Source organism: Ruegeria sp. HKCCA6837 (genome assembly GCF_013034475.1).
Taxonomy (GTDB): domain Bacteria; phylum Pseudomonadota; class Alphaproteobacteria; order Rhodobacterales; family Rhodobacteraceae; genus Ruegeria.
The window spans coordinates 249,729-271,432 of record NZ_WQGD01000005.1 but is presented as its reverse complement, the minus strand read 5'-3'; the positions used below and the strand labels follow the sequence as shown (position 1 = coordinate 271,432).

The 21,704-nt window shown below is 58.7% G+C and carries 24 protein-coding genes and 1 pseudogene; 15 read left to right on the top strand and 10 right to left on the bottom strand.

Going from position 1 to position 21,704, the window contains the following annotated elements; translation table 11 throughout:
- The first annotated feature begins 315 nt into the window (after window positions 1-315).
- Window positions 316-1,220: pseudogene (yghX, locus tag GOV91_RS10165) on the top strand (YghX family hydrolase).
- 67 nt (window positions 1,221-1,287) lie between these two features.
- Here yghX and rpe read toward each other — a convergent pair.
- A complete protein-coding gene (gene rpe, locus GOV91_RS10160) occupies window positions 1,288-1,977 on the bottom strand; it encodes a ribulose-phosphate 3-epimerase (protein WP_171235408.1) in 690 nt (229 codons plus the stop codon).
- Window positions 1,978-2,140: 163 nt separating this feature from the next.
- On the opposite strand from rpe, the gene phnC reads away from it, so the two are divergent.
- From phnC to GOV91_RS10135, 5 genes are all read left to right on the top strand, one after another.
- On the top strand, window positions 2,141-2,962 hold the full coding sequence (gene phnC, locus GOV91_RS10155; protein ID WP_171235407.1) for a phosphonate ABC transporter ATP-binding protein: 822 nt from the start codon (window positions 2,141-2,143) through the stop codon (window positions 2,960-2,962).
- 66 nt (window positions 2,963-3,028) lie between these two features.
- Window positions 3,029-3,931 carry a phosphonate ABC transporter substrate-binding protein gene (gene phnD, locus GOV91_RS10150; protein ID WP_171235406.1) on the top strand — a complete coding sequence of 301 codons (903 nt, stop codon included), beginning with the start codon at window positions 3,029-3,031 and terminating at the stop codon, window positions 3,929-3,931.
- 67 nt (window positions 3,932-3,998) lie between these two features.
- The gene (gene phnE / locus GOV91_RS10145) at window positions 3,999-4,880 is read left to right on the top strand and encodes a phosphonate ABC transporter, permease protein PhnE (protein WP_171235405.1); all 882 of its coding nucleotides are present in this window, start codon (window positions 3,999-4,001) and stop codon (window positions 4,878-4,880) included.
- Window positions 4,877-6,244 (top strand): phosphonate ABC transporter, permease protein PhnE, encoded by a 1,368-nt coding sequence (phnE, locus tag GOV91_RS10140; protein ID WP_171235404.1) that lies wholly within the window; start codon window positions 4,877-4,879, stop codon window positions 6,242-6,244. Before phnE (GOV91_RS10145) ends, phnE (GOV91_RS10140) begins: the two co-directional genes overlap by 4 nt.
- A 19-nt stretch (window positions 6,245-6,263) precedes the next feature.
- Window positions 6,264-6,878 carry a chloramphenicol acetyltransferase gene (locus GOV91_RS10135; protein WP_171181553.1) on the top strand — a complete coding sequence of 205 codons (615 nt, stop codon included), beginning with the start codon at window positions 6,264-6,266 and terminating at the stop codon, window positions 6,876-6,878.
- A 44-nt stretch (window positions 6,879-6,922) separates the two neighbouring features.
- Here the strand turns inward: GOV91_RS10135 and phnF are convergent, their stop codons facing one another.
- Entirely contained in the window at window positions 6,923-7,633 is a 711-nt protein-coding gene (gene phnF / locus GOV91_RS10130; protein WP_171235403.1) for a phosphonate metabolism transcriptional regulator PhnF, read from the bottom strand.
- Window positions 7,634-7,736: 103 nt separating this feature from the next.
- Here phnF and phnG point away from each other — a divergent pair, with 103 nt between their 5' ends.
- The 8 genes from phnG to phnN are packed head-to-tail and all read left to right on the top strand — an operon-like array spanning window position 7,737 to window position 13,333.
- Window positions 7,737-8,195, top strand: coding sequence for a phosphonate C-P lyase system protein PhnG (gene phnG, locus GOV91_RS10125; RefSeq protein WP_171235402.1), 459 nt, complete (start codon window positions 7,737-7,739; stop codon window positions 8,193-8,195).
- Window positions 8,195-8,770, top strand: coding sequence for a phosphonate C-P lyase system protein PhnH (gene phnH, locus GOV91_RS10120; protein WP_171235401.1), 576 nt, complete (start codon window positions 8,195-8,197; stop codon window positions 8,768-8,770). Before phnG ends, phnH begins: the two co-directional genes overlap by 1 nt.
- A gap of 3 nt (window positions 8,771-8,773) precedes the next feature.
- Window positions 8,774-9,865: a carbon-phosphorus lyase complex subunit PhnI gene (locus GOV91_RS10115; protein ID WP_171181544.1), complete on the top strand. Its 1,092-nt coding sequence runs from the start codon at window positions 8,774-8,776 to the stop codon at window positions 9,863-9,865.
- On the top strand, window positions 9,862-10,458 hold the full coding sequence (locus GOV91_RS10110; RefSeq protein WP_171235400.1) for an HAD family phosphatase: 597 nt from the start codon (window positions 9,862-9,864) through the stop codon (window positions 10,456-10,458). Before GOV91_RS10115 ends, GOV91_RS10110 begins: the two co-directional genes overlap by 4 nt.
- A complete protein-coding gene (locus tag GOV91_RS10105) occupies window positions 10,455-11,315 on the top strand; it encodes an alpha-D-ribose 1-methylphosphonate 5-phosphate C-P-lyase PhnJ (protein WP_171181540.1) in 861 nt (286 codons plus the stop codon). Before GOV91_RS10110 ends, GOV91_RS10105 begins: the two co-directional genes overlap by 4 nt.
- Complete coding sequence (phnK, locus tag GOV91_RS10100; RefSeq protein ID WP_171181538.1) at window positions 11,312-12,082, top strand: phosphonate C-P lyase system protein PhnK; 771 nt, start codon at window positions 11,312-11,314, stop codon at window positions 12,080-12,082. The genes GOV91_RS10105 and phnK overlap by 4 nt, the downstream gene beginning before the upstream one ends.
- A 22-nt stretch (window positions 12,083-12,104) precedes the next feature.
- The gene (gene phnL, locus GOV91_RS10095; protein ID WP_171235399.1) at window positions 12,105-12,788 is read left to right on the top strand and encodes a phosphonate C-P lyase system protein PhnL; all 684 of its coding nucleotides are present in this window, start codon (window positions 12,105-12,107) and stop codon (window positions 12,786-12,788) included.
- Entirely contained in the window at window positions 12,785-13,333 is a 549-nt protein-coding gene (phnN, locus tag GOV91_RS10090; protein ID WP_171181533.1) for a phosphonate metabolism protein/1,5-bisphosphokinase (PRPP-forming) PhnN, read from the top strand. Before phnL ends, phnN begins: the two co-directional genes overlap by 4 nt.
- On the opposite strand, the gene GOV91_RS10085 is transcribed toward phnN, so the two are convergent.
- Window positions 13,315-13,998 (bottom strand): DUF1045 domain-containing protein, encoded by a 684-nt coding sequence (locus GOV91_RS10085; RefSeq protein WP_171235398.1) that lies wholly within the window; start codon window positions 13,996-13,998, stop codon window positions 13,315-13,317. The two genes, phnN and GOV91_RS10085, sit on opposite strands and share 19 nt — an antisense overlap.
- A 52-nt stretch (window positions 13,999-14,050) precedes the next feature.
- Between GOV91_RS10085 and GOV91_RS10080 the strand changes: the two genes are divergently transcribed.
- Window positions 14,051-15,193, top strand: a complete 1,143-nt coding sequence (locus GOV91_RS10080; protein WP_171235397.1) for an alpha-D-ribose 1-methylphosphonate 5-triphosphate diphosphatase — start codon at window positions 14,051-14,053, stop codon at window positions 15,191-15,193.
- On the opposite strand, the gene GOV91_RS10075 is transcribed toward GOV91_RS10080, so the two are convergent.
- The 7 genes from GOV91_RS10075 to GOV91_RS10045 are packed head-to-tail and all read right to left on the bottom strand — an operon-like array spanning window position 15,194 to window position 21,687.
- On the bottom strand, window positions 15,194-15,670 hold the full coding sequence (locus GOV91_RS10075) for a class I SAM-dependent methyltransferase (RefSeq protein WP_171235396.1): 477 nt from the start codon (window positions 15,668-15,670) through the stop codon (window positions 15,194-15,196).
- 10 nt (window positions 15,671-15,680) lie between these two features.
- Window positions 15,681-16,436, bottom strand: a complete 756-nt coding sequence (locus GOV91_RS10070) for a polysaccharide deacetylase family protein (protein ID WP_171235395.1) — start codon at window positions 16,434-16,436, stop codon at window positions 15,681-15,683.
- Window positions 16,433-17,575 carry a glycosyltransferase family protein gene (locus GOV91_RS10065; RefSeq protein ID WP_171235394.1) on the bottom strand — a complete coding sequence of 381 codons (1,143 nt, stop codon included), beginning with the start codon at window positions 17,573-17,575 and terminating at the stop codon, window positions 16,433-16,435. The genes GOV91_RS10070 and GOV91_RS10065 overlap by 4 nt, the downstream gene beginning before the upstream one ends.
- The gene (locus GOV91_RS10060) at window positions 17,572-18,156 is read right to left on the bottom strand and encodes a histidine phosphatase family protein (protein ID WP_171235393.1); all 585 of its coding nucleotides are present in this window, start codon (window positions 18,154-18,156) and stop codon (window positions 17,572-17,574) included. The genes GOV91_RS10065 and GOV91_RS10060 overlap by 4 nt, the downstream gene beginning before the upstream one ends.
- Entirely contained in the window at window positions 18,153-19,229 is a 1,077-nt protein-coding gene (locus GOV91_RS10055) for a glycosyltransferase family 4 protein (RefSeq protein ID WP_171235422.1), read from the bottom strand. Before GOV91_RS10055 ends, GOV91_RS10060 begins: the two co-directional genes overlap by 4 nt.
- Complete coding sequence (locus GOV91_RS10050) at window positions 19,229-20,476, bottom strand: glycosyltransferase family 4 protein (protein ID WP_171181518.1); 1,248 nt, start codon at window positions 20,474-20,476, stop codon at window positions 19,229-19,231. The genes GOV91_RS10055 and GOV91_RS10050 overlap by 1 nt, the downstream gene beginning before the upstream one ends.
- Window positions 20,473-21,687, bottom strand: coding sequence for a glycosyltransferase family protein (locus GOV91_RS10045; protein ID WP_171181516.1), 1,215 nt, complete (start codon window positions 21,685-21,687; stop codon window positions 20,473-20,475). Before GOV91_RS10045 ends, GOV91_RS10050 begins: the two co-directional genes overlap by 4 nt.
- Window positions 21,688-21,704: the final 17 nt, after the last annotated feature.

Sequence of the window (21,704 nt, the reverse complement as noted above, 5' to 3'; positions counted from 1 at the left end):
CGATCCGCGAAGGCGGCCGCACCGTCGGCGCCGGCGTTGTGTCGAAAATCATTGAGTAAGGCGCGCTTGTCGCGCCTGGTTGCGGCTGGCGATTTTCCAGAAGAAAATCTGCCAGGAGCAACTCGGTGAAAAACTAAAGAAGGCCGTCCCACTAAGGGGCGGCTTTTTTCTTTTTCGGAAAGGCTCAGTTTTTTGGTACCCTTGCCAAGCTCTCGACAATTTGAACATTCACATCCTTTCACCGGCTAAGATCGCTGGATTTGTGCTACGCTACTTAGGCAATCGGACAATGTGAGTTTCAACAGGGAGAACGCCATGAATGACCAGAGTCCATCTCGGCGTATGACCGCCGCCGATTTCGATCAAGAGCTATTGGATCTCTACGACTATTACGCGCATGGACGGATCACCAAGCGGGAGTTTCTGGACAGTGCCGCCAAATTCGCAGTGGGCTGGCTAACGGCGGCCACGTTGTTGCAGATGTTGTCACCCAACTATGCGCACGCTCAGCAAGTCAGTTTTACCGATCCCAATATCTTGCCTGAGTACATCAGGTACCCTTCGCCAAACGGGCATGGCGAGGTGCGCGGCTATCTGGTTCGGCCCTCAAATACCGAGGGATCAGTACCTGCGGTTGTTGTTGTGCACGAAAACCGGGGCTTGAACCCTTACATCGAAGATGTTGCGCGGCGTGTGGCCAAAGCTGGTTTCATTGCCCTTGCGCCTGACGGGTTGACCACGGTGGGGGGTATCCGGGCAACGACGCAGACGGCAGAGAACTGCAGCGTACGGTCGACCGTGAAAAGTTGATGAACGATTTCTTTGCCGCATACGAATTTCTTGCTGACAATCCGGAAACAACGGGCCGTGTCGGGTGCGTCGGGTTCTGCTACGGCGGAGGCGTTTGCAACGCGATGGCAGTGGCTTATCCCGAACTGGCAGCCTCTGTGCCGTTTTATGGTCGTCAGGTCAGTGCTGCGGACGTGCCGAAGATCCAGGCGCCTCTGCTTCTGCAATATGCCGAGCTTGACGAACGTGTGAATGCCGGGTGGCCGGATTACGAAGCGGCTTTGAAGGAGCACGGCAAAAACTTCACTGCGCATATCTATCCGGGCGTAAATCACGGGTTTCACAACGATTCAACGCCGCGCTATGATGAAGACGCCGCCGAACTGGCCTGGTCACGGACCATCGAATTCTTCAACGCAAACTTGCGCTGAAAGACGTTGGGTCGCAGGGTTCCGGTACCGAGGTCAGTACCAGAACCCTCGATCGGAAATGTAGTGCTTAGGAGAACCCACCCTCGGCCGCTGCACGAACGGCACGGATATTTTCACCGTAGACATCAGGCGCGTCTACCGATCCGCCCTTGAATACCGCCGACCCGGCGACCAGCACGTCCGCTCCTGCTGCTGCAACCAGCGGGGCGGTATTTGGGTCGACGCCTCCGTCGATCTCGATATGCACAGGGCGGTCGCCGATCATCTGGCGCAGTTTGCGCACCTTACCGGTCATGTCGATGAATTTCTGACCACCGAAGCCCGGGTTTACGGTCATCACACAGACCAGATCGGTAAGGTCCAGCAGATGCTCGACCGCCTCGGCAGGGGTGCCAGGGTTCAGCGCGACACCGGCTTTCATGCCAGCGGCGCGGATCGCTTGTAAGGTGCGATGTGTATGCGGACCAGCCTCGACATGTGCAGTCAGAATGTCCGCTCCGGCATCGGCATACGCCTGGATGTAAGGATCAACCGGGGTGATCATCAGGTGCACATCCATCACGGTTTTCACGTGCGGCCGAAAGGCTTTAACCGCAGGTGGGCCAAAGGTCAGGTTCGGAACGAAATGGCCATCCATGACATCCACATGAACCCAATCTGCGCCTTGTGCCTCGATGGCCTGAATCTCTGCTCCGAAATTGGCGAAATCGGCGGACAGGATCGACGGAGCGATCTTGATGGTGCGGTCAAAGCTCATGACGGCCTCGTATCAGAAAAAGAGTCGCCGAAGCGTATACCTGCGGGGCAGGGGGATAGATAGCCCCTGCGACGGCTGGTCCGTTACAAAACTTTCACCACGCTGACACATATCCGTTGAATGGCATCTGTAGCTGACCGCCAACATCATTTGGGGGTGGCTCGTGCTGCATATCAAGAAACTGACCAAGCGATTTGGCGATAACGTTGCGGTGGACGCCGCGACGCTGGATGTAGACAAGCCATGCATGATTGGGATCATCGGACGGTCGGGTGCAGGCAAGTCGACCCTGCTGCGGATGGTTAACCGGCTGACGGATTCCAGCGACGGTCAGATCCTGTTTGAAGGTCGTGACGTTACCCAGCTGAAGGGCCGCGAAAAGCGTGCCTGGCAAGCTGACTGCGCCATGATCTTTCAGCAGTTCAACCTGGTGCCTCGTATGGATGTTGTCTCGAACGTCTTGCATGGCACGCTGAACCACCATTCAACCCTGGCCACCATGTTCAACCTGTTCCCAATGGAAGACATCCATCGCGCAATTGATATTCTGGATCGTCTGGGAATCGCCGAACACGCGCCCAAACGCGCCGAAGCTTTGTCTGGTGGGCAGCAACAGCGCGTCGCTATCGCACGCGCCTTGATGCAGGACCCCAAGATTATTTTGGCGGACGAGCCCATCGCCTCGCTGGACCCGATGAACGCGCAGGTGGTGATGCAGGCTCTGCGGCGTATCCACGAAGAGGATGGCCGCACCGTCATCGCCAACCTGCACACGCTGGATACAGCACGCCGTTATTGTGATCGCGTGGTCGGAATGCGCGACGGGCGCATCGTCTTTGACGGGCTACCTGAACAACTGACAACCGGTGTTGCCCGTGAAATCTATGGTGCCGATGCCAGCTTCTCGGAAGAGGCGACATCGACCGAGATCGAAACTCTGGATGCCACCCAGAAGGCCCTGATGGAAGCGGAAGCGACCATCTGAGCCACCAACCCCCTTTCATCGCCCGGCCCGATGAAAGGCCGGGGCAATCAAACTGGAGAGAGACAGATGAAAAAACTGATTGCTGCCCTTGCGGCGACAACTGCGTTGGCCGCACCGGCCATGGCACAGGACATCAGCGAATTCCGCATTGGCATTCTGGGCGGTGAGAACGCTCAGGACCGTCTGAACAACAACGAATGCCTGCGTGAATACACCGAAGAAACGCTGGGTGTTGAGACCAAGCTGTTTGCGCCTGCCGATTATAACGGTGTGATCCAGGGTCTGCTGGGCGGCACCATCGACATGGCATGGTTGGGCGCGTCGGGGTACGCCAAAACTTACCTGAGCGATCCCGAAGCGGTTGAGCCGGTTCTGGTTAAGGTGAACGTCGACGGCGGTTACGGGTATTACTCGGTTGGTTTTGCCCGCAAGGACAGCGGCATCACCTCGTTGGAAGACATGAAAGGCAAGACCTTTGGCTTTGGTGATCCGAACTCGACCTCGGGCTACCTGATTCCGTCCATCGAAATCCCGCAGGCCACCGGTGCCACCATGGACTCAGGCGACTACTTTGGTGAAGTGAAGTTCACCGGAGGTCACGAGCAGACCATCGTCGCGGTCAACAATGGTGATGTTGATGGTGGTGTTACCTGGGCCGATGGTCTTGGCAACTGGGAAGACGGATACAACTCGGGCGCGCTGCGCCGTGCAGTTGATGCCGGTCTGGTCGACATGAACGACATGGTTGAAATCTGGAAATCCAAGCCGATCCCTGAAGGTCCGGTTGTTCTGCGTACAGCGCTGCCTGCGGATGTAAAAGAAAAGATGACAGCCCTGATGGCTGGCCTGCACGAGAAAGACCGCGACTGCTTCTACGGCGTTGCCGCAGGTGAGGCGAAAGCGTTCGAGCCGATCACGCATGATGCCTACGAAGTCATCATCGAAGCCCGTAAGCTGAAGTCCAACTAAGCCTGCATACCCAATGATCGGGGTCCGGAGAAAATCCGGGCCCCGTTTTTCCACCCAGGAGCATGCCATGACAGACCTGACCGCTGGGTCCCCAACCGTCGACCAGATCCGCGATGACTATACGGCGATGACGCGCCGCAAAAGGGTCTATGGTGGTATCCTCCTGATCCTGTTCGTTGCCGTTATGGCCTCGGGCTTTCGTGTTGCTGACGACCGCAACGCTGGCAGTTTCCGCGATGGCTGGACGCGTATTTTCGACTACCCCGCTGAGGTTTTGGCCGAGGCGTGGGAAAAAATCGGCGCGCTGCCGGAAAACCTGGCCAATTTTTTCCCCGCACTGATCGAAACACTGAATATCGCGGCCGCTTCGACCTTGATCGGTGCGATTGCAGGTACGTTTCTGGCCCTGATGTCGACGCGCGGCATGGCACTTTGGCCCGCCTTGATCCCTTTGTTTCGCCGAATTGCAGATGTGTGCCGTGCCGTCCCCGAGATTGTGATCGCACTTGTACTGATTTTCATCTTGGGCGGTGGTCCGGTGCCGGCAATGATCGCCATTGCTATTCACACAGCGGGTGCGCTGGGCAAGCTGTTCTCCGAAGTCAACGAAAACGCCTCGCTCAAGCCGGTCGAGGGCCTGCATTCGGTGGGTGCGAACTGGTCGCAACGCATGTATCTGGGCGTGATCCCACAGGTCGGTCCCAACTATGTCAGCTATGCGTTGCTGCGGTTCGAAATCAATATTCGCGCCTCGGCCATCCTGGGTTTTGTTGGCGCTGGCGGTCTGGGTTATGAGCTGCGCAACGCCATGTCCTGGGGACAGGGGCGGTACGATGAGGCCGCAGCCATTTTCCTTCTGCTTTTTGCAACAATCGTCGTCGTGGACCAGCTGTCCGGTGTCCTGCGCGACCGTCTGACTCATGGGTCGGAAAAAGGAGCCTCGGTATGAGCACCTTCGCAACCAATCTGACCGTCGATGAGCTCAAAGCCGAAGCAGACCGTCTGTTCAGTCGCAAAAGACTGATGAATTTCGGGCTGCCCGCGCTGGTGCTTGTCTATCTGGTCTACGTCTTCTTTGCTTTTGACGTTCCGGGCCTTGCAGCGCGTGCGAATTGGGAAAACGGCAAGACGCTTGTGTCAGACAGCTATAGCTACAAGACGCATATCGAGCGTGACAACCGCACCGGCGAGGTTTCGGCCGCGATCGAGGGCGAACGCAAGGGCGCGTATCCTGAAGGTCAGGCCCCGGATTGGGTGACGCTGGGCGAGACAACCGTGATCGATCTGGAAGACGGCCACGTGGTGCGGTTCGGGCCGGAAACGATCGAATATGACATCCCCGGTTATGGAACTATTCGGGCAACACCCAGCCGCTCGGCTGGTGTACAGGCCGAGTTGCCTGCGGGTGACGTGCCAGAGTGGATCAATGTCTCCAAGAACCGCTTGGCAATCAAGACGGATGCGGGCCGTCTGACCGTCACACGCAATCGGTCGGAAGTGTTTCGCTATTTCACCGGGTGGGAGCTGTTCTGGTTCACGCTCGACAGCCCCTATTATGGCAAGTCGGTCCCCGAACTGGTCGGACGCGCTGCGTCGGGTGAGGCGGGTGCAATTTTTAATGACTTCTGGACCAACAAGATGTGGCGGCATCAGGATGTGGCCTGGGCGATATTCGAGACGATCCTGATGGCGTTTCTGGGCACGCTGGGCGCGGCCATGGTCGCGTTGCCACTGGCCTTCCTTGCGACGCGCAATTTCAATCCGATGAAATCCATCCGCTTTGCAACGCGTCGCGTGTTCGACTTTGTGCGCGGTGTGGATGCCTTGATCTGGACCGTGGTGCTGGCCCGCGCCTTTGGTCCCGGACCTTTGACAGGCGCGCTGGCCATACTGGTGACCGACACCGGGACCTTTGGCAAGATCTTCTCGGAAGCGTTGGAGAATGTGGACCAGAAGCAGATAGAGGGCGTTCAGTCCACAGGAGCAAATGCGCCGCAGAGATACCGATTTGGGGTCATTCCGCAAGTCACGCCCGTTTTGTTGAGCCAGTTGTTGTATTTTCTGGAATCCAACACCCGCAGCGCGACGGTGATTGGCGCAATCACAGGCGGCGGTATTGGCCTTCTACTGACGCAGGCAATCATCACGCAAAAGGATTGGGAAGAGGTCGCCTACTACATCATCCTGATCATCCTGATGGTCATGTTGATGGACTGGTTCTCGGGTTGGTTGCGCAAACGGTTGATCCAGGGCGAAGCGGGTAAAAAACGCAAGCCGCGTGATGCTGCACGCAAGACATTCCTGTTGCCCTGAACAAAGATGGGGACATTCAATGGCACGACTGCGCGCTGATCAGCCGTATATTCATAATGATTGTCAGATCACCAACAGCAGCTTTGGCGCATATGTCGAGATTGGTGCTGGCAGCCGAGTGGCGAACTCGGTTTGGGGCGATTATTCCTATTGCGACCGGACCTGCGATATTGCCAATGCCGAAATTGGAAAGTTCGCAAATATAGCAAGCTTTACTCGTATCGGGGCGACAGATCATCCGATGGACAAGGCCTCGCTGCATCATTTTCACTATCGTTCCGCCGACTATTGGGACGATGCCGAAGATGATGCGGATTGGTTCGCTCATCGCGCCAGTCGCACCGCCCGGATCGGGCATGACACCTGGATCGGACACGCTGCGATTATCAAGCCCGAGGTCACGATCGGCAATGGTGCCGTGGTTGCCTCGGGTGCAGTGGTTACCAAAGACGTACCGCCCTACACGATTGTCGCGGGTGTGACGGCGCAGATGTTGCGCAGAAGGTTCCCCGAGATCGTGGCCGATCGCATGGAACAGCTTGCATGGTGGGATTGGGACAACCCGAAACTTCGTGCGGCTTTGCCCGACTTTCGCACGCTAAGTGCCGAGGCGTTTCTGGAAAAATACGCGTAACCCTGTTCCTGCAGATCCAAAAACCGAAAACCCCCTGTGGGGGTCTAGTCTTCGTTCAGGGTCAGTGTGACCCGCTCACCCGCGAAAACGGTTCGCCCATATTCAACGGGCTGGCCATCTGGGTCCGCGTTCACGCCAACCGAGAACAGAACCGGGGCCCCTTCGGACAGCTGGAGCTGTAAGGCTTGTGTCGCCGTTGCCCCGCGCGCTGTCAAACGGGTCGAGATGCGTGTGTAATCCGCGATGCCGCTAGCTTGCAGAGCTTTTGTGACCGATTGCGTTTCAGTCAGTGTCTGTAACAGGTCGGGAAAACGTGCGGCTGGAAAAACGCTTTGAAACACGGCCACAGGCTGCCCGTCCGCCAATGACAGGCCGTCATAGACATGCACCGGATCACCTTTGTCCAAACCCAAGGCTTCGGCTTCGGCTTCATCTGCTGCGCGTGTGGTCAGCGCGAGGATTTTCTTGCCCGGCATCTTACCGCTGGCCGAGATGTTTTTGTGGTATCGCACCCTTTTGCCGATTGGATAGTCCGTTGGTCGTGCTGCCACGAACACGCCTGCGCCGCGCCTGGCGTGGACCAGACCTTGTTCCGACATGTCTGCCAACGCGCGCCGCACAGTGTGGCGATTTACGCCATGAGTGGCAGCCAATTGTGCTTCGGTCGGCAGGCGATCTCCGGTTTGATAGCGCCCTTCGGCGATGTCCGAGGTCAGGCGCAGGGCGATGCTTTTCCAGATCGGCGTTTTGCTCATGTCATCAAATCTTCACACCATCGCGGATTGCGACTCGGATGCCTAAAGGGTAATATTTGTCTAGTTGTATAGTTCATGTAGACAACCCGGCCAAGAGGCTTTGATGACAAATCAGACAGAAATCGCGACGCAGGCGCGGAAGGAATGGATGGGTCTGCTGGCCCGTGCGCCGGACGATGCGTTGATGACGCTATGGGATGGCATTCAGGACCGCCCAAGCTTTGAGTGGCTGCGCAGCCCCGAAGTGGGTGGCGTCATGGTGAGAGGTCGCACCGGAGCTACCGGAGCGCCGTTCAATCTGGGTGAAATGACCGTCACGCGCTGTTCGGTCGTGCTGCAGGATGGCACGGTTGGTCACGGATATGTGCAGGGCAGATCCAAGCCTAAGGCCGAAGCCGCAGCGTTGATTGATGCCATGATGCAGACACCGGCGGCGGATGATCTGCAGGCCCGATTGCTCGACCCATTGCAGCAACAAATTCAAGCGGCCAAGATGACACGCGCCGCCAAGGCAGCTGCCACCAAGGTCGAGTTTTTCACGCTGGTCCGGGGGGAAGACTGATGGCCGCGCAAACACAGTTTTCCGGGGGCTTTCAAAACGCACCTGTCCAGGCCGCCCACGCGTTTCGTGCGGCCATGACCGTCATGGCGCGCCCGGGTGAAATCCACACCCTCATGGGCACTGAACCCCCTGCGCCTTTGTCCATGGCAGCAGGCACGCTCTTGCTGACGCTGTGCGATCCCGAAACAAAGGTCTATTTGGCGGGTGATGCTGACACCGATGCGGTGTGCAAATGGCTGACCTTCCACACGGGCGCGCCGATTGTGTCTGCGGGCAACGCTGATTTCGCCGTTGGTACGTGGGGCGCACTAGGTCCCTTGAACGCCTATCGTATTGGCACGCCGGAATACCCGGACCGGTCTGCGACCCTAATTGTAGAATGCGACCAGCTTGAGCAAAGCGGTGCCATTCTGAGCGGCCCTGGGATCAAGGACACCGCGCGGTTGTCTCTGCCGGATGTTCCAGCGCTTCAATACAATGCGATGCTGTATCCGCTGGGGTGCGATTTCTTCTTTACCTGCGGTGACAAGATCGCGGCCCTGCCGCGCAGCACGCAGATCAGGACAGAGGGCTAAGCGATGTATGTAGCTGTCAAAGGGGGCGAAAAAGCCATCGAGAACGCCCATACGTGGCTGGCCGAAGAACGCCGGGGCGCGACTGATGTGGCGGAACTGAGCCTTGCGCAGATCCGCGAACAACTGAGCCTTGCCGTGAACCGGGTGATGGCCGAGGGGTCATTATTCGACCCCAACCTTGCAGCGCTGGCGATCAAACAGGCGCGTGGCGATCTGATCGAAGCGATCTTTCTGGTCCGTGCTTACCGTACGACTCTGCCGCGCTTTGGCTATTCCAACCCGGTCGAGACCTCTGAGATGGCGTGTGACCGTCGGATCTCGGCCACGTTCAAGGATGCGCCGGGGGGGCAGGTTCTGGGGCCAACTTTCGACTACACGCACCGTTTGCTGGATTTCAAGCTGGCTGCTGATGGTGAAGCCCCTAAGGCACCCGAAGGCACGGCACGTCAGGAACCGACGCCCCATATCACCGAGTTCCTGAAAGGTGAGGACATCATTCAGGATGAACCCGCCAGCGATGACACCCCGGGCGACCTGACCCGCGAGCCGATGGAGTTTCCGTCAAACCGACCGCTGCGCTTGCAATCACTGACCCGTGGGGACGAGGGCTTTGTACTGGGCATGGCCTATTCCACCCAGCGCGGCTACGCCCGCAACCATGCGTTTGTCGGAGAGCTTCGGATCGGCAAGGTCGCGGTGGAAATGGAGATCCCCGAGCTGGGTTTCGCCATTGATATCGGTGAGGTTGAACTAACCGAATGTGAGACGGTCAACCAGTTCACGGGCTCGAAGACAGAACCACCACAGTTCACACGTGGCTATGGTCTTGTCTTTGGTCAGTCCGAACGAAAATCCATCGCGATGGCTTTGGTCGATCGCGCGCTGCGTTGGGAAGAACTGGGCGAAGACAATCTGGGTGCACCCGCGCAGGACGAAGAATTTGTCCTGAGCCATGCGGATAACATTCAGGCCACTGGCTTTCTCGAGCATATCAAACTGCCGCATTACGTCGACTTCCAGTCTGAGCTGGAGCTGGTCCGCAAACTGCGTCGCGAGGCTGAAGAACGCATTACGCCAAAGGAGGCCGCAGAATGAAGGCCGTCGTTTTTGATATCGGGAATGTGCTGATCCGATGGGATCCGCATCTGGCATGGTTGCACGAGATGGGCAGCCGCGAGGCCGTGGCAGAGTTCCTGACCCGCATCGATTTTCAGGATCGCAATCTGAGGGCGGATGGCGGCGAGAACTTCGCCGATCTGGCGTCAGAACTGGATGACGTCGAAGACCAACGGCGCCTGAGTGTGTATGTTGAGCGCTATGCCATGACCGTTCCGCAAAAGATCGAAGGAACCTGGCAGCTGCTCTATCGATTGAAAGAACAGGGCACGCAGGTTCACGCGATTACAAACTGGTCGGCGGAAACATGGCCGGTTGGTGTTGGCGCGCATCCCGAGTTGGGCGACGTCTTCGGCGTGACGGTAGTCTCTGGTCAGGAAAAGCTTTTGAAGCCGCAACCCGAGATTTTTCATCGCTTGTGTGAGCGAGCCGGGCTTGCGCCTAAAAACTGCATTTTCATCGACGACGGGCTGCACAACGTCGACGGCGCGCGCGCCGTTGGCATGGATGGCATCCACTTTACGACGCCTCAAGCGCTGGAAAGCGCGTTGACTGAAAGAGGTTTCCTATGAGCGAGTATAATTTCGCCTACCTGGACGAACAAACCAAACGGATGATCCGTCGGGCGATCCTGAAGGGTCTGGCTGTGCCTGGGTATCAGGTGCCGTTCGCCAGCCGCGAGATGCCGATGCCGTATGGCTGGGGGACGGGTGGCGTTCAGGTCTCGGCCGCGACGCTGACGCCCGAGGATACGTTCAAGGTGATCGACCAAGGCGCAGACGACACCACCAACGCAGTGTCGATCCGCAAGTTCTTTGAGAACACCGCTGGCGTCTCCACCACGGAAGAGACGGAAAAAGCCACTGTCATCCAGACCCGCCACCGCATCCCCGAAGCGAAGCTGCGTGAAGACCAGATCATCGTCTATCAGGTGCCGATCCCGGAACCTCTGCGCTTTTTGGAGCCGCGCGAGACCGAGACGCGCAAAATGCACAGCCTTGAAGAATACGGGCTGATGCATGTCAAATTGTATGAGGACATCAGCCAGCACGGTGCGATCTCAACCGCTTATGCCTATCCGGTCAAAGTATCCGGGCGGTATGTGATGGATCCGTCTCCGATCCCGAAATTCGACAACCCAAAGCTCGAGATGGACGCGATCCAATTGTTTGGTGCAGGGCGGGAACAGCGTATCTATGCAGTGCCTCCGCATACCAAGGTCGTGAGCCTCGATTTCGAGGATTACCCGTTTGAGGCCACCAAAGCCAACCATCTCTGCGATCTGTGCGGGGCCGAGGACAGCTATCTGGACGAGGTCATCATGGATGATGCAGGGAACCGGATGTTTGTCTGTTCCGACACCGATTATTGTCGGTCGCGCCGCGAAACAGGCCACGTGGGCCGACTGGCTGAGGAGAACGCAGCATGACCCCCCTGTTGCAAGTCAAGGGCATCGAAAAACGCTATGGCGCGCGGATCGGATGCACAGATGTGAACTTCGATCTCTACCCCGGAGAAGTGATGGGGATCGTCGGCGAAAGTGGGTCCGGCAAATCGACCTTGCTCAACTGTCTGGCCGGGCACCTGGAACCGGACGCTGGGCAGGTGATCTTTGATACCCGCGTGGACGGACCGGTAGACACAGTCACCATGTCCGAACCGGAACGCCGAATGCTCGGCCGCACTGACTGGGCCTTTGTGCATCAACACGCACGCGACGGGCTGCGGATGTCTGTCAGCGCGGGCGGCAATATTGGTGAGCGGCTGATGGCCGTCGGTGATCGGCACTATGGCGATATTCGGGACAAGGCTATCGACTGGCTTGGCCGCGTCGAGATTGAAGCAGCCCGTGTGGACGATCGCCCCAGCGCGTTTTCTGGCGGGATGCAGCAACGTCTGCAGATCGCGCGCAATCTGGTGACGGGCCCTCGGCTGGTGTTCATGGATGAACCGACCGGTGGTCTGGACGTATCCGTTCAGGCGCGCTTGCTGGATTTGTTGCGTGGTCTGGTGCGTGAGATGGGGCTGAGCGCCATCATCGTGACGCATGATTTGGCCGTGGTGCGTCTGTTGGCGGACCGGCTGATGGTGATGAAAAGCGGTCATGTGGTCGAAGCTGGGTTGACCGACCAGGTGCTGGACGACCCTCAGCACGCCTATACGCAGCTGCTTGTGTCCAGCGTCCTTCAGGTTTGAGTATTTGGGAAAAGATGAAGCGATGATTGAACTGATCGATGTAAGCAAAAGCTTTACCCTGCATAATCAGGGCAGTGCTGTGATCCCGGTGATGCAAGGTGCGTCGCTGAAGGTTGAGCCGGGGGAATGTATTGCTCTGACGGGGGCGTCCGGTGCTGGTAAGTCCACGCTCATGCGGGTGATCTATGGCAACTATCTGGCCGCTTCTGGTCAGGTGCTGGTCGGAGGGCTGGACGTCGCGAAAGCCGAACCGCGCCAGATCCTGTCGCTGCGTCGCGATACGTTGGGTTATGTCAGCCAGTTTCTGCGGGTTGTGCCTCGGGTGCCGACGCTGGAAGTGGTGGCAGAGCCGCTGCTGGCCATAGGTGCGGACAAGCAAATTGCGCTGGACAAGGCGGCCGGGTTGCTGAAACGGCTGAACATCCCCGAGCGTTTGTGGACCCTGAGCCCCACGACCTTTTCTGGCGGTGAACAGCAGCGGGTGAACATTGCGCGCGGCTTTGCACATGAGTATCCCGCGATGCTTTTGGATGAGCCGACGGCGAGCCTGGATGCGCAGAACCGGGAAACCGTGTTGTCTCTGATTGAAGAGGCAAAGCATCGTGGTGCGGCGATTGTTGGGATTTTCCACGACATTGAAGCGCGTAAGCGGGTTTGTGACCGCGAGGTCAATGTTTCGGATTTTACACCGGGGCTGGCTGCATGACGCTTGCTCCGGTCATAGCGGTTGTCGGCCCCTCGGGTGTCGGTAAAGACAGCGTCATGCAAGCGTTGGTGGCCCAAGCATCGGGCATCCAACGCCTGAGGCGCGTGATTACCCGTCCTGAAGGGGAAGAGGGCGAGGATTTCGACCGGGTTTCCGTCGCGACGTTTCAGCAGATGGAACGGGCCGGGGCTTTTGCGTTGAGCTGGCCTGCGCATGGCTTGTTTTACGGTGTTCCGACCGAGATCACACGACAGCGAAACGAGGCAGATGCTGTTCTGGTCAACCTATCAAGAAAGGTATTGGTTCAGGCGCAGGAGGTTTTCGGCGATCTGATCGTGATTTCCCTGACTGCCGAAGCTGATGTTCTGGCGCAGCGCTTGTCCGCAAGGGGGCGGGAAAGCGCGACGGAACAGGCGCGGCGGTTGGGCCGTGCCAAAGCGCCTTTACCCGACGGATTGAACCGCGTCATCGAAGTCGACAACTCCGGCGCACTGGAAGACACCGTCGCCGAGATCCTCGCGCAACTTCAACCGGAAAGCGCGTAGCGATGGATCAGGTGAAACCGCCCATCCTCAGCCTCGCCCATCAGGGCCAGATCGGTGATCTGGAAAGGCTGCGGCAGCAACGGGGCCAAATGGGTTTGCAGCGCCACTTGGGTGGCCCGAAGGGTCGGTTTATCCAGCTTGCCGCTCAGCGTGATGTGAAAGCGAAACGCGTCCAGCACATGAGGATAGCCCCATTGAACCAGATTGGCGTCCTGCTCTGGGGTCAAACCGGCGGCGCGGCGGCGGGCCAGTTCAACCTCGGATGGGGGTGCCCGAAAACCGTCCAACGTCTGAACGCACGTGGCGGCCAGGGAGTTCAACGCTTGCGTATCACCCATCGGGAGCAGTGCCAGAAACCGGCCAAGCCGGGCGATCTCGAGGCCATCCAGCGTGACATTGGGCTGGTTGGAAGCGAGCGATCCACAAGCTGCGTGCAGGGCGTCGAAGGTCTGGCCTTCACGCAGTCGGAAGGGTGGTTTCAGCGTCGCGTGCAGCCCGTATTTGCGCGGTACGTTCGTGACGGCGGCAACGTCGATCTCCCCGACAATCGGGTGGGCTACCAACGTGCCGGTTTCCATGTCCCAACCCAGCCAGCTGGTTGCGAATTTCGTCCACTCCGCCGCTGCGGGTGGCGCAAAATAAATCGCGTATCGCGTGAATGTCACATTGGCCTCCTATTGCGTGGCCTTCCACTACCTCAAACTGTGTGAAGTTCAGATGACAGAAGACTTGATCCTTGCCAATGCCACGCTTGTGTTGCCGAATGAAACCGTAACCGGCAGCGTTCGGATTGTGGGCGAGACCATAGCCGAGATCGACACTGGAAACGCGGTTCCGTCTGGAGCCATCGACTGCGAAGGCGACTTTGTCAGCCCTGGTCTGGTCGAGTTGCACACAGATAACCTGGAGCGTCACATTCAACCCCGTCCAAAGGTAGACTGGCCTCATGCCGCTGCGATCCTTGCGCATGACGCGGAGTTGGCCAGTACCGGGATCACGACCGTGTTTGACGCCATGCGGGTCGGATCGATCCCGTCAGGAGCAGCGCGATATGGAAAGTATGCACGTGGCCTGTCGCAGGAATTGTGGGATTTGCGGGAACAGGATGCGCTGAAGATCAGTCATTTCCTGCATTTGCGGGCCGAGGTGTGTTCCGAGACGTTGGTCGAAGAGCTGGATGAGTTCGGGCCAGAGGACCGGGTTGGTCTTGTGTCCATCATGGATCACACACCCGGACAGCGGCAGTTCCGCGACATGATCAAGCTTGAGGCGTATATGAAGGGCAAACATGCGATGGACGATGATACATTCCTGCAGCATGTGGCCCAGCTAAAGGGCCTTCGCGACCGTAATGGCGATGTGCATGAGGTTGAGACCGTCAAGGCCGCGCGCCGCTTTGGGGCGGTTCTGGCGAGCCATGACGATACGACCGAAGATCAGGTGAAAGTCTCGGCAGGTCACGGTATCCGACTGGCTGAGTTTCCGACCACGGTTGAGGCAGCGCGTGCCTGTCACGATCACGATATCAAGGTCATGATGGGGGCACCGAACATCATTCGCGGTGGCTCGCATTCGGGCAACGTCGCAGCCCGCGAGTTGGCCGAACTTGGGCATTTGGACATCATGTCGTCGGACTATGTGCCGTCGGCCCTGTTGTTGTCGGCGGCCATGCTGGGCGAGATGTGGGATGATATGGCCCGCGGTATGAAAACGGTCACTCTGGCCCCCGCGCTGGCCGCGGGGCTAGAAGATCGGGGGGAGTTGCGCGCCAATGCGCGAGCCGATGTCATCCGTTTTCGGATGCGGGCTGGAGTACCGGCCCTGAGCTCGGTCTGGGCGCGCGGTCGGCGCGTGGCGTGATCAGGCGGTATAGAACAGGTATCGGTCCGGGGCGATCGTCTCGGGCCCTTTGATCTGGTTGAAGCCGACGAGGGGCTGCCCCGAGATCAGCAAACCGCCGGGCTGCATGACTTGCGCAATCAATGGGCTGAGCCGCGCGGCTTCGGCGACATCCTCGTGCTTGATCCCGCGTCCGAAATCGTAGTGTGCCAGTGCGACCCTGTGCCCGTTCTCTGCCAGTTTCTTAAGCATCGGCTCGGCCTCGCCTTGCAGGAAATCTTCGGCCGGAGGGGTGCTGTCCGGGTGGCATTGCAGGACCCGGTCCATCACCCAGATCCGGCGCTCTGGCAGGATTTCACGCAGGTGGTCATAGGTCCGGCCATTTCCCAAACCCATATCCAGCACATCGCCTGGCTGGCCGCTGATACGCTGGGCTGCCCAGTTCAAACCGTCGCGTTGAGCCGTCAGCCGGCGCAGCATGGAATCCAGTCGGCTCATGGTTGTGTCCTTATTCGTTCCTGGGTGCGACCCACACCGTGGCCGGGCCGTTCAACAATTTGCGCAGCAGGGCCTCGGTAAAGGTCCAGATGTCCTGATCATGGACCAGATGGTGGGTCAATATGCCAAATGGTTCAGCGTTGTCAGCACGTCCTTCGCGCCGATCGCGCAACAGATCAACTGTCTGCTTGATCAGGATGTCGGGGTTGATCAGACTGCGTGTGCCGCGCCAGTCAATCGGGTCAAGATGGGTGTTGATTTGTTCCAGCCCCGGTGCGGGAAAAGGTGTTTTGCGCGGTGTTGCAGTGGATAGAATGCGGAAGCCCAGATCGGGCAGCTGCGCAGCTATCTCGGGCGCGATGCGGTTCCAAGGGGGGACGAACATAGGCCGCATGTCGTCCCCGAACAGATCACCAAGACGGGCCATTCCTGCCTTTGCATCATCAACCATTTGGTCCAGCGGTCGATGCAGTTGAAACTCAGCCTTCTTCTCTCCCTCTGGTGCGTGGTTCACATGTGCCCAGCCGTGAACCACAGGGATCAAAGAGGGTCGGTCCGCAATATATTCGGCCAACGCCGGGGTTGCGCCGTTGGGAATCACGGCCAGATGCAAGGGCACATCCAATTGCGAAGACAGATCAGCCAACCGGTCGAGCTGCGGCGTCGGAGCGATGGCGTCATCGTCACGCCACCAGAGCGGAAACGACAAACCCGAAACCCGCCAGAGGTCCAGCTCGGTGTCCAGAGGGTGCCAGTCGGGGGTCATGCGCGCTGCTCCAACAGGCGCTTGGCGATGCGCACGCTTTGGGCGGCGCCGTCAAAGCCGAGATCTTGTTTTGCGCGGGGTCCATCAGCAATGATGCGTTCGACCGCTTGCGCAAGTGCGGCCCCGCTCAGAGACTGACTTTCCAGCACTTCGATTGCTGACAATCCCGACAAGCTCTGCCCGCGCAGACCTTGTTCAACCTCTTTGCCATCATCGAAGGGGATAAATACCGCTGGTGTACCGCTTTGCAGAATATCCATAGCGGTGTTGTAGCCGCACATGCTGACCGACGCTGCCGCAAGCGGCAGCATCTGACGAAAATCGGGCCGCACAGGTTCAAGGATGACCGAGGTGCCTTTGGCCTGTTCCGACAGTTCGGCAATCCGCGCCTTTGCATCCGTCCCTCCGACCAACAGGCGCCAACGCGTGTTGGGCATCTGGCGGGCTGCCTCGATGGCCGCACAAAAGATCGGCTGTCCTACGGACCCGCCGCCTGCGCTGACCAAAATTTCATCTTCACCCACCAAATCCGGGTGGGGTTGGGGCAACGTAGGTGCGACAAAACCGGTATAGTGTAACCGGCCCGCCAGTTGATCTGATACTGGCCAGCTGACGGATAAGGGCGTTACGCTTTCGGTCGAATGAACCAGTACGCCGTCATAGTAACGCTTTACGATGTCGTCCGCGCGTTCTGCTTTCGCTGGTTTCGAGGGCGGGGCCAGAATATCTCGGATCGACCCCAGAACAACCGGACGTACCGGCAGCTCTGTTGCCGTTTCCAACGCTGCGCCGAATTCGGCGGCCAGCGATCGACGGCCAAAGGGATAAAGCTCGGTGATCAGCACCTGTGGCTGGAACGTTTTTACAGCCTGTACAAGAGCCGTCATCCGCGCCTCACGATAGGCGGCATCAGCCTCTTCGCCGGTTTCGGTCAGCAAGCGGGTGAAATTGGTGCCGTCCGACCTTAAAGGGGGCAGCCCAAACAACGTCATCCCGCGGCTATCCAGCTGCGGTGCAGGCATTCCACCCGTCACCACCATGACCTCGTGACCGTCATCCCGAAATGCACGACCAAGGGTCAAAGCGCGGCTGAGATGCCCTGTTCCCAGCAGGTGGGTGACAATGATCATCACCTTCATGACAAGGTCTCGCGTGTTGGCAGGCGTATGGGATCGGGGTCAGCGGTCATGGTGTTCATATCGACGATATACAGCCGATTGCGTTTGATCTTGAAGGGGGCAGGACCTTCGAAATTCCAACCCCAAGCTTGGGCCAGTATGACCCGCATGATGCCGATATGGCAGACAGCCACCGCATCGTTTTGCAGCGCGGACAGCCAGGGGCGCAACCGGTCACGAACGTCAGCCGGACTTTCACCGTTTGGCGGGCGGAAATCCCAACCCCAATCTTCGATATGCTTGTAACCGCTTGTTGTGTCAGCGATCAGATCAACGCCGCGCTGACCCTCCCAATCGCCCCAGTTCATCTCGGTCAGCGCGTCTGACATTTGCGGGCTGCGACCCGAGACGATTTGGGCGGTCTCATTGGCCCGTTGCAGCGGGCTGGACCAGATGTCAGCCTGTGCCCATTCGTGTGGCAGGCAGTAGCCTGACAGTTCTGAGCGCGCGTCATCGTCCAGGGGAATGTCGCTGCGGCCCTGTATCTGACCGGCGCGGTTCCAATGTGTGTGCCCGTGGCGAAGCAGCGCAAGCCTGGTCATGGCAAATCCTTCAGTAACGGGCGGAGAGTTGCCCAAAGGCGGGCAGTGGCTTGTGGCATAAGATGACGGTCAGCCACGTACGCCTGAGCAGCCGCGCCGAGGGAGCGGCGCAGCGATGCGTCCTCCAGCAGAGTTTGCAGACGGTCTGCAAAGCCTTGCGCCCCGGCGTCGACCGACGGGTAAGTTGCAGGGGCCAGCACATCCCGCACACCTGGTCGATCTTGTGCAAGCACCGGTACGCTCGCAGCCTGTGCTTCAAGGTAAATCATCCCATAAGCTTCGTTCACACCGGGCCAAACCAGCACAGAGGCGTGTTCATAGGCCGCTTGCAGCGCATCGCGGTCGAGTAGACCCAAAAAGCTGACCTTTTCTCCGAACGGGGCCATCAATGCCTCGACTTCTGGTCGTGCGGGACCATCCCCGGCAATGTTCAGATGCCACTCACCTGTCAGAAACGTAAGCGCGTCTGCCAAGATTTGGTAAGAGGCCAGCTTGTCCCCGTGGCGCATCATGCCAACGGTCAGCATCGGGCCGTTGCCAACGGTTGCAGGGGGTAGCTCGGGTTGCGGCAAAAAGGGCGGCAATTCGATCAAGTCCTGATCTCCATAGCGGTCCCGTTCCAATGTGATCAGGTCGTTGGCGGTGTGGTAAAAGATGACATCGGCAGCATCGCAGGCCCGATGTGCTGCGGCGGCAAACTCAGCCCAGGGTCCGGTCAACCGGCTGGATGCGCGGGTACTTTCCAACTGTACATAAGGGATGCCGCGCGCCTTGCAGACCTTCGGACCCAACAAATCGGGGGCTTTGTAGTAATTGTGATATGTCACCCACAGAGCCGTGTCCGAGGGCAGGTCGGTGACTAATCTCTGTGCTTCCTTGTCTGCCGCACGCTGCAAGGCATGTTGCAGGTCCATATCACCGCGCTTGTCGTAAATCCTGAGGTCTGAAACCAGATCAACCGTGTCGCCTTCGGCAGCAAGGGCCTTGATCAGGTTCCGCGCCATTTCGCGGTCGCCCGAAGGAGTCGGGCTATTGGGGGGTTTCATCGGTGCATAAAATGCGACCTGTGCCATCATGCGGTTTCCATGCACATGGCGTTTAGTCGCTTCGAGAGCTGGACGATGCCCGGGTCCATCCGAAACTCGGCTATAAGGCGATCATAAGCCGCAAGCGCCATTTGGGCTGCTTGTTGCGGATTGTTGGCCAGTGATTCAATGGCTGCTGCCAGCGCGCTCGGGTCGTCGCTGGACAGGATGCCGTGCGTTCCGGTTTCGATGAATTCCGGGATTGCCGAGACCGGGGTGGAAAGGATCGGCAAACGCTGAGATGCAGCCTCCATCAAAACATTCGGCAGCCCGTCACGGTCGCCATCTGCCGCAATGCGGCTGGGGAGCACAAACAGGTCTGCCTTTCGCATCGCCTCGATCACTTCGGGCTGATCACAGGCGCCTTTCCAGGTGATGTGATCCGCGATACCAGCCACGCGGGCCTGAGCCCGCAAGGCATCGCCCAAACCGCCACCGCCGATATGGGTCCAATGCCAGTCCAGAGTTTCCGGCAGTAAGGCAAAAGCAGCGATCAGCCGATCGAACCCCTTTTTCTCAACCAGTCGCCCGACAGAGATCATATGGAAGGGACCGTTTGCGGAGCGCAAAGTACGCGTCGGCGGGTCTGGAAACCGTGACAGGTCAAGACCATGATAGATCAGGTCCATACGATTTGGATCGTCTGCCAGGCCCCGCAAATGCTCGGCCCCAATGGCTGTGCAGGTGGCACCGAATGTGGCGCCATGGGTCGCAGCCTGCAGCTTTTCACGCTTTTCCCATTCCGGTGAGGTCCAGATGTCTTTAGCGTGGGCAGAGAAACTCCATGGCAGTCCACGCATAATGGCCGCATATCGGGCAACCGAGGACGGCGTGTGCATGAAATGCGCATAAAGCCCCAGAACTTCCGGGGGTAGTTCGGCGGCCAGAACACAGGCTTGCCCAAAGCGCCGGATGCGATTTGGTGTTGGGTCGCGACGCAAGTCCTGCCGCCAGATCCGGTAAGCCTCGGCATAGCCGGGCAGGGTTTGCGCAATCGCCCGCGCTGCCCACACACGCTGTGGTTCCTGATAAAGGTATTCAGGCAAATAGTGGACTTGTCCGGCGAAGCGGTCGTGCAAGGGATGGCGTTTGGTATCTGTCGGGTGCCGCAACGACCAGATGTCGAACTGGTGACCCGCGTCCTGCAAGGCGACAAGTTCCTGCGCAATAAACGTTTCGGACAGTCGCGGCCAGCCTTTGACCACAACTGCCAAATTAGGGGAATCTGAAGTCATCCGGTGGCTCGTTCCTGTTCCCAGGCCAGCAGATCGTCGATGCGATCGGTGACGTAATCCAACCCGTCCAACAAACCGGTCTGGATGGCCTGCGATGGCAAGGATTGTTTGGGCAGGTTTTGGATCGCGGCGATCATCGCCTCGGGGGTCAGGCCGTCACGGTGTTCGTCCAGCATTTTGACCAAGCCCAGCTCTTCCGCGCGAGAGGCGCGAATCCACTGCTCCAGCCGGGGCGTGGTACGTGGGACGATGACGGCGCGTTTGTCGAAGGACAGAACCTCGCAAAAGGTGTTGTAGCCGCCCATGCAAACAACGCCTTCAGCCCCTGCAAACAGCGTTTCGATCTGGGATTCGAACCCAACTGCGGTTACTCGACCGTTCAGTGCCGCAACGCGCGCTTCGAAATCCTCGCGCAATTCGCCGGACAGGAAGGGGCCGTATACCAGAACAGCGCGCGGCGACAAATTTGGGTCTTTCTCGTAAGCGGATAGAACAAGGTTCACCATCGCCTTGCCATCGCCGCCACCACCGGGGGTGATCAGGATATAAGGCTGTTCGGGTGACTCGCCTACAGGGCCAAGATCCCGACGCAGGTATCCCGTCCAATGAATGCGGGATTGTGCGGCAGGGCTCAGCGGTAAGCCCTGGGTGGGGTCATAGATCGACTTTAACCCATAGACCCAGATTTCGTGATAGAACCGTTCGGTCGCTTCAACGGCCTCTTTGCGGGCCCATTCGGCGGCCAACACTTCGGGCTCGTCCAGAACGTCACGCAGCCCAAGCACCAGTTTCGTGCCGCAGTTTCGTTCGAGATAGTTCAACGTCGGCAATAGTTCGCCCCGGAACCCGGTTGGTTCCTTATCGACGATCAGCACATCGGGGTCGAATTGCTGAACCGCCGTCTGTATCAGGCCCGATCGCAGCTCAGTCACTTCGTCGATACCCATTCCAATCGTGCGTGCGGCGTAGGATCCATCGGCGCGTTTGGTCACACCGGGCAGACGCACGTGATCGACGCGGCGCGGAAACGTAAAACGACCCGCCACCGGAGATCCGGTCAGGATAAGCGCTGACGCACTTGGGTCGGCTTGGGTGATCGCAGCAGCCAAAGCCCGCGACCGGCGCAAATGGCCCAGTCCAAACGTGTCGTGGCTGTAAAACAGGATACGCGGCGCGCGGTCCGGTTTTGAGTTGGTGGTGCCAAGGCTCATAGAATTGCCCGTCTTCT

Coding starts and splice junctions, on each gene's coding strand:
- GOV91_RS10050 (WP_171181518.1), bottom strand. CDS start 20,476: ATGACTTCAGATTCCCCTAATTTGGCAGTTGTGGTCAAAGGCTGGCCG.
- phnK (WP_171181538.1), top strand. CDS start 11,312: ATGACCCCCCTGTTGCAAGTCAAGGGCATCGAAAAACGCTATGGCGCG.
- rpe (WP_171235408.1), bottom strand. CDS start 1,977: ATGAGCTTTGACCGCACCATCAAGATCGCTCCGTCGATCCTGTCCGCC.
- phnE (WP_171235405.1), top strand. CDS start 3,999: ATGACAGACCTGACCGCTGGGTCCCCAACCGTCGACCAGATCCGCGAT.
- GOV91_RS10115 (WP_171181544.1), top strand. CDS start 8,774: ATGTATGTAGCTGTCAAAGGGGGCGAAAAAGCCATCGAGAACGCCCAT.
- phnF (WP_171235403.1), bottom strand. CDS start 7,633: ATGAGCAAAACGCCGATCTGGAAAAGCATCGCCCTGCGCCTGACCTCG.
- phnL (WP_171235399.1), top strand. CDS start 12,105: ATGATTGAACTGATCGATGTAAGCAAAAGCTTTACCCTGCATAATCAG.
- GOV91_RS10045 (WP_171181516.1), bottom strand. CDS start 21,687: ATGAGCCTTGGCACCACCAACTCAAAACCGGACCGCGCGCCGCGTATC.
- phnH (WP_171235401.1), top strand. CDS start 8,195: ATGGCCGCGCAAACACAGTTTTCCGGGGGCTTTCAAAACGCACCTGTC.
- GOV91_RS10135 (WP_171181553.1), top strand. CDS start 6,264: ATGGCACGACTGCGCGCTGATCAGCCGTATATTCATAATGATTGTCAG.
- phnE (WP_171235404.1), top strand. CDS start 4,877: ATGAGCACCTTCGCAACCAATCTGACCGTCGATGAGCTCAAAGCCGAA.
- phnD (WP_171235406.1), top strand. CDS start 3,029: ATGAAAAAACTGATTGCTGCCCTTGCGGCGACAACTGCGTTGGCCGCA.
- GOV91_RS10055 (WP_171235422.1), bottom strand. CDS start 19,229: ATGGCACAGGTCGCATTTTATGCACCGATGAAACCCCCCAATAGCCCG.
- GOV91_RS10080 (WP_171235397.1), top strand. CDS start 14,051: ATGACAGAAGACTTGATCCTTGCCAATGCCACGCTTGTGTTGCCGAAT.
- phnN (WP_171181533.1), top strand. CDS start 12,785: ATGACGCTTGCTCCGGTCATAGCGGTTGTCGGCCCCTCGGGTGTCGGT.
- GOV91_RS10105 (WP_171181540.1), top strand. CDS start 10,455: ATGAGCGAGTATAATTTCGCCTACCTGGACGAACAAACCAAACGGATG.
- GOV91_RS10070 (WP_171235395.1), bottom strand. CDS start 16,436: ATGACCCCCGACTGGCACCCTCTGGACACCGAGCTGGACCTCTGGCGG.
- GOV91_RS10060 (WP_171235393.1), bottom strand. CDS start 18,156: ATGACCAGGCTTGCGCTGCTTCGCCACGGGCACACACATTGGAACCGC.
- GOV91_RS10075 (WP_171235396.1), bottom strand. CDS start 15,670: ATGAGCCGACTGGATTCCATGCTGCGCCGGCTGACGGCTCAACGCGAC.
- GOV91_RS10110 (WP_171235400.1), top strand. CDS start 9,862: ATGAAGGCCGTCGTTTTTGATATCGGGAATGTGCTGATCCGATGGGAT.
- phnG (WP_171235402.1), top strand. CDS start 7,737: ATGACAAATCAGACAGAAATCGCGACGCAGGCGCGGAAGGAATGGATG.
- GOV91_RS10065 (WP_171235394.1), bottom strand. CDS start 17,575: ATGAAGGTGATGATCATTGTCACCCACCTGCTGGGAACAGGGCATCTC.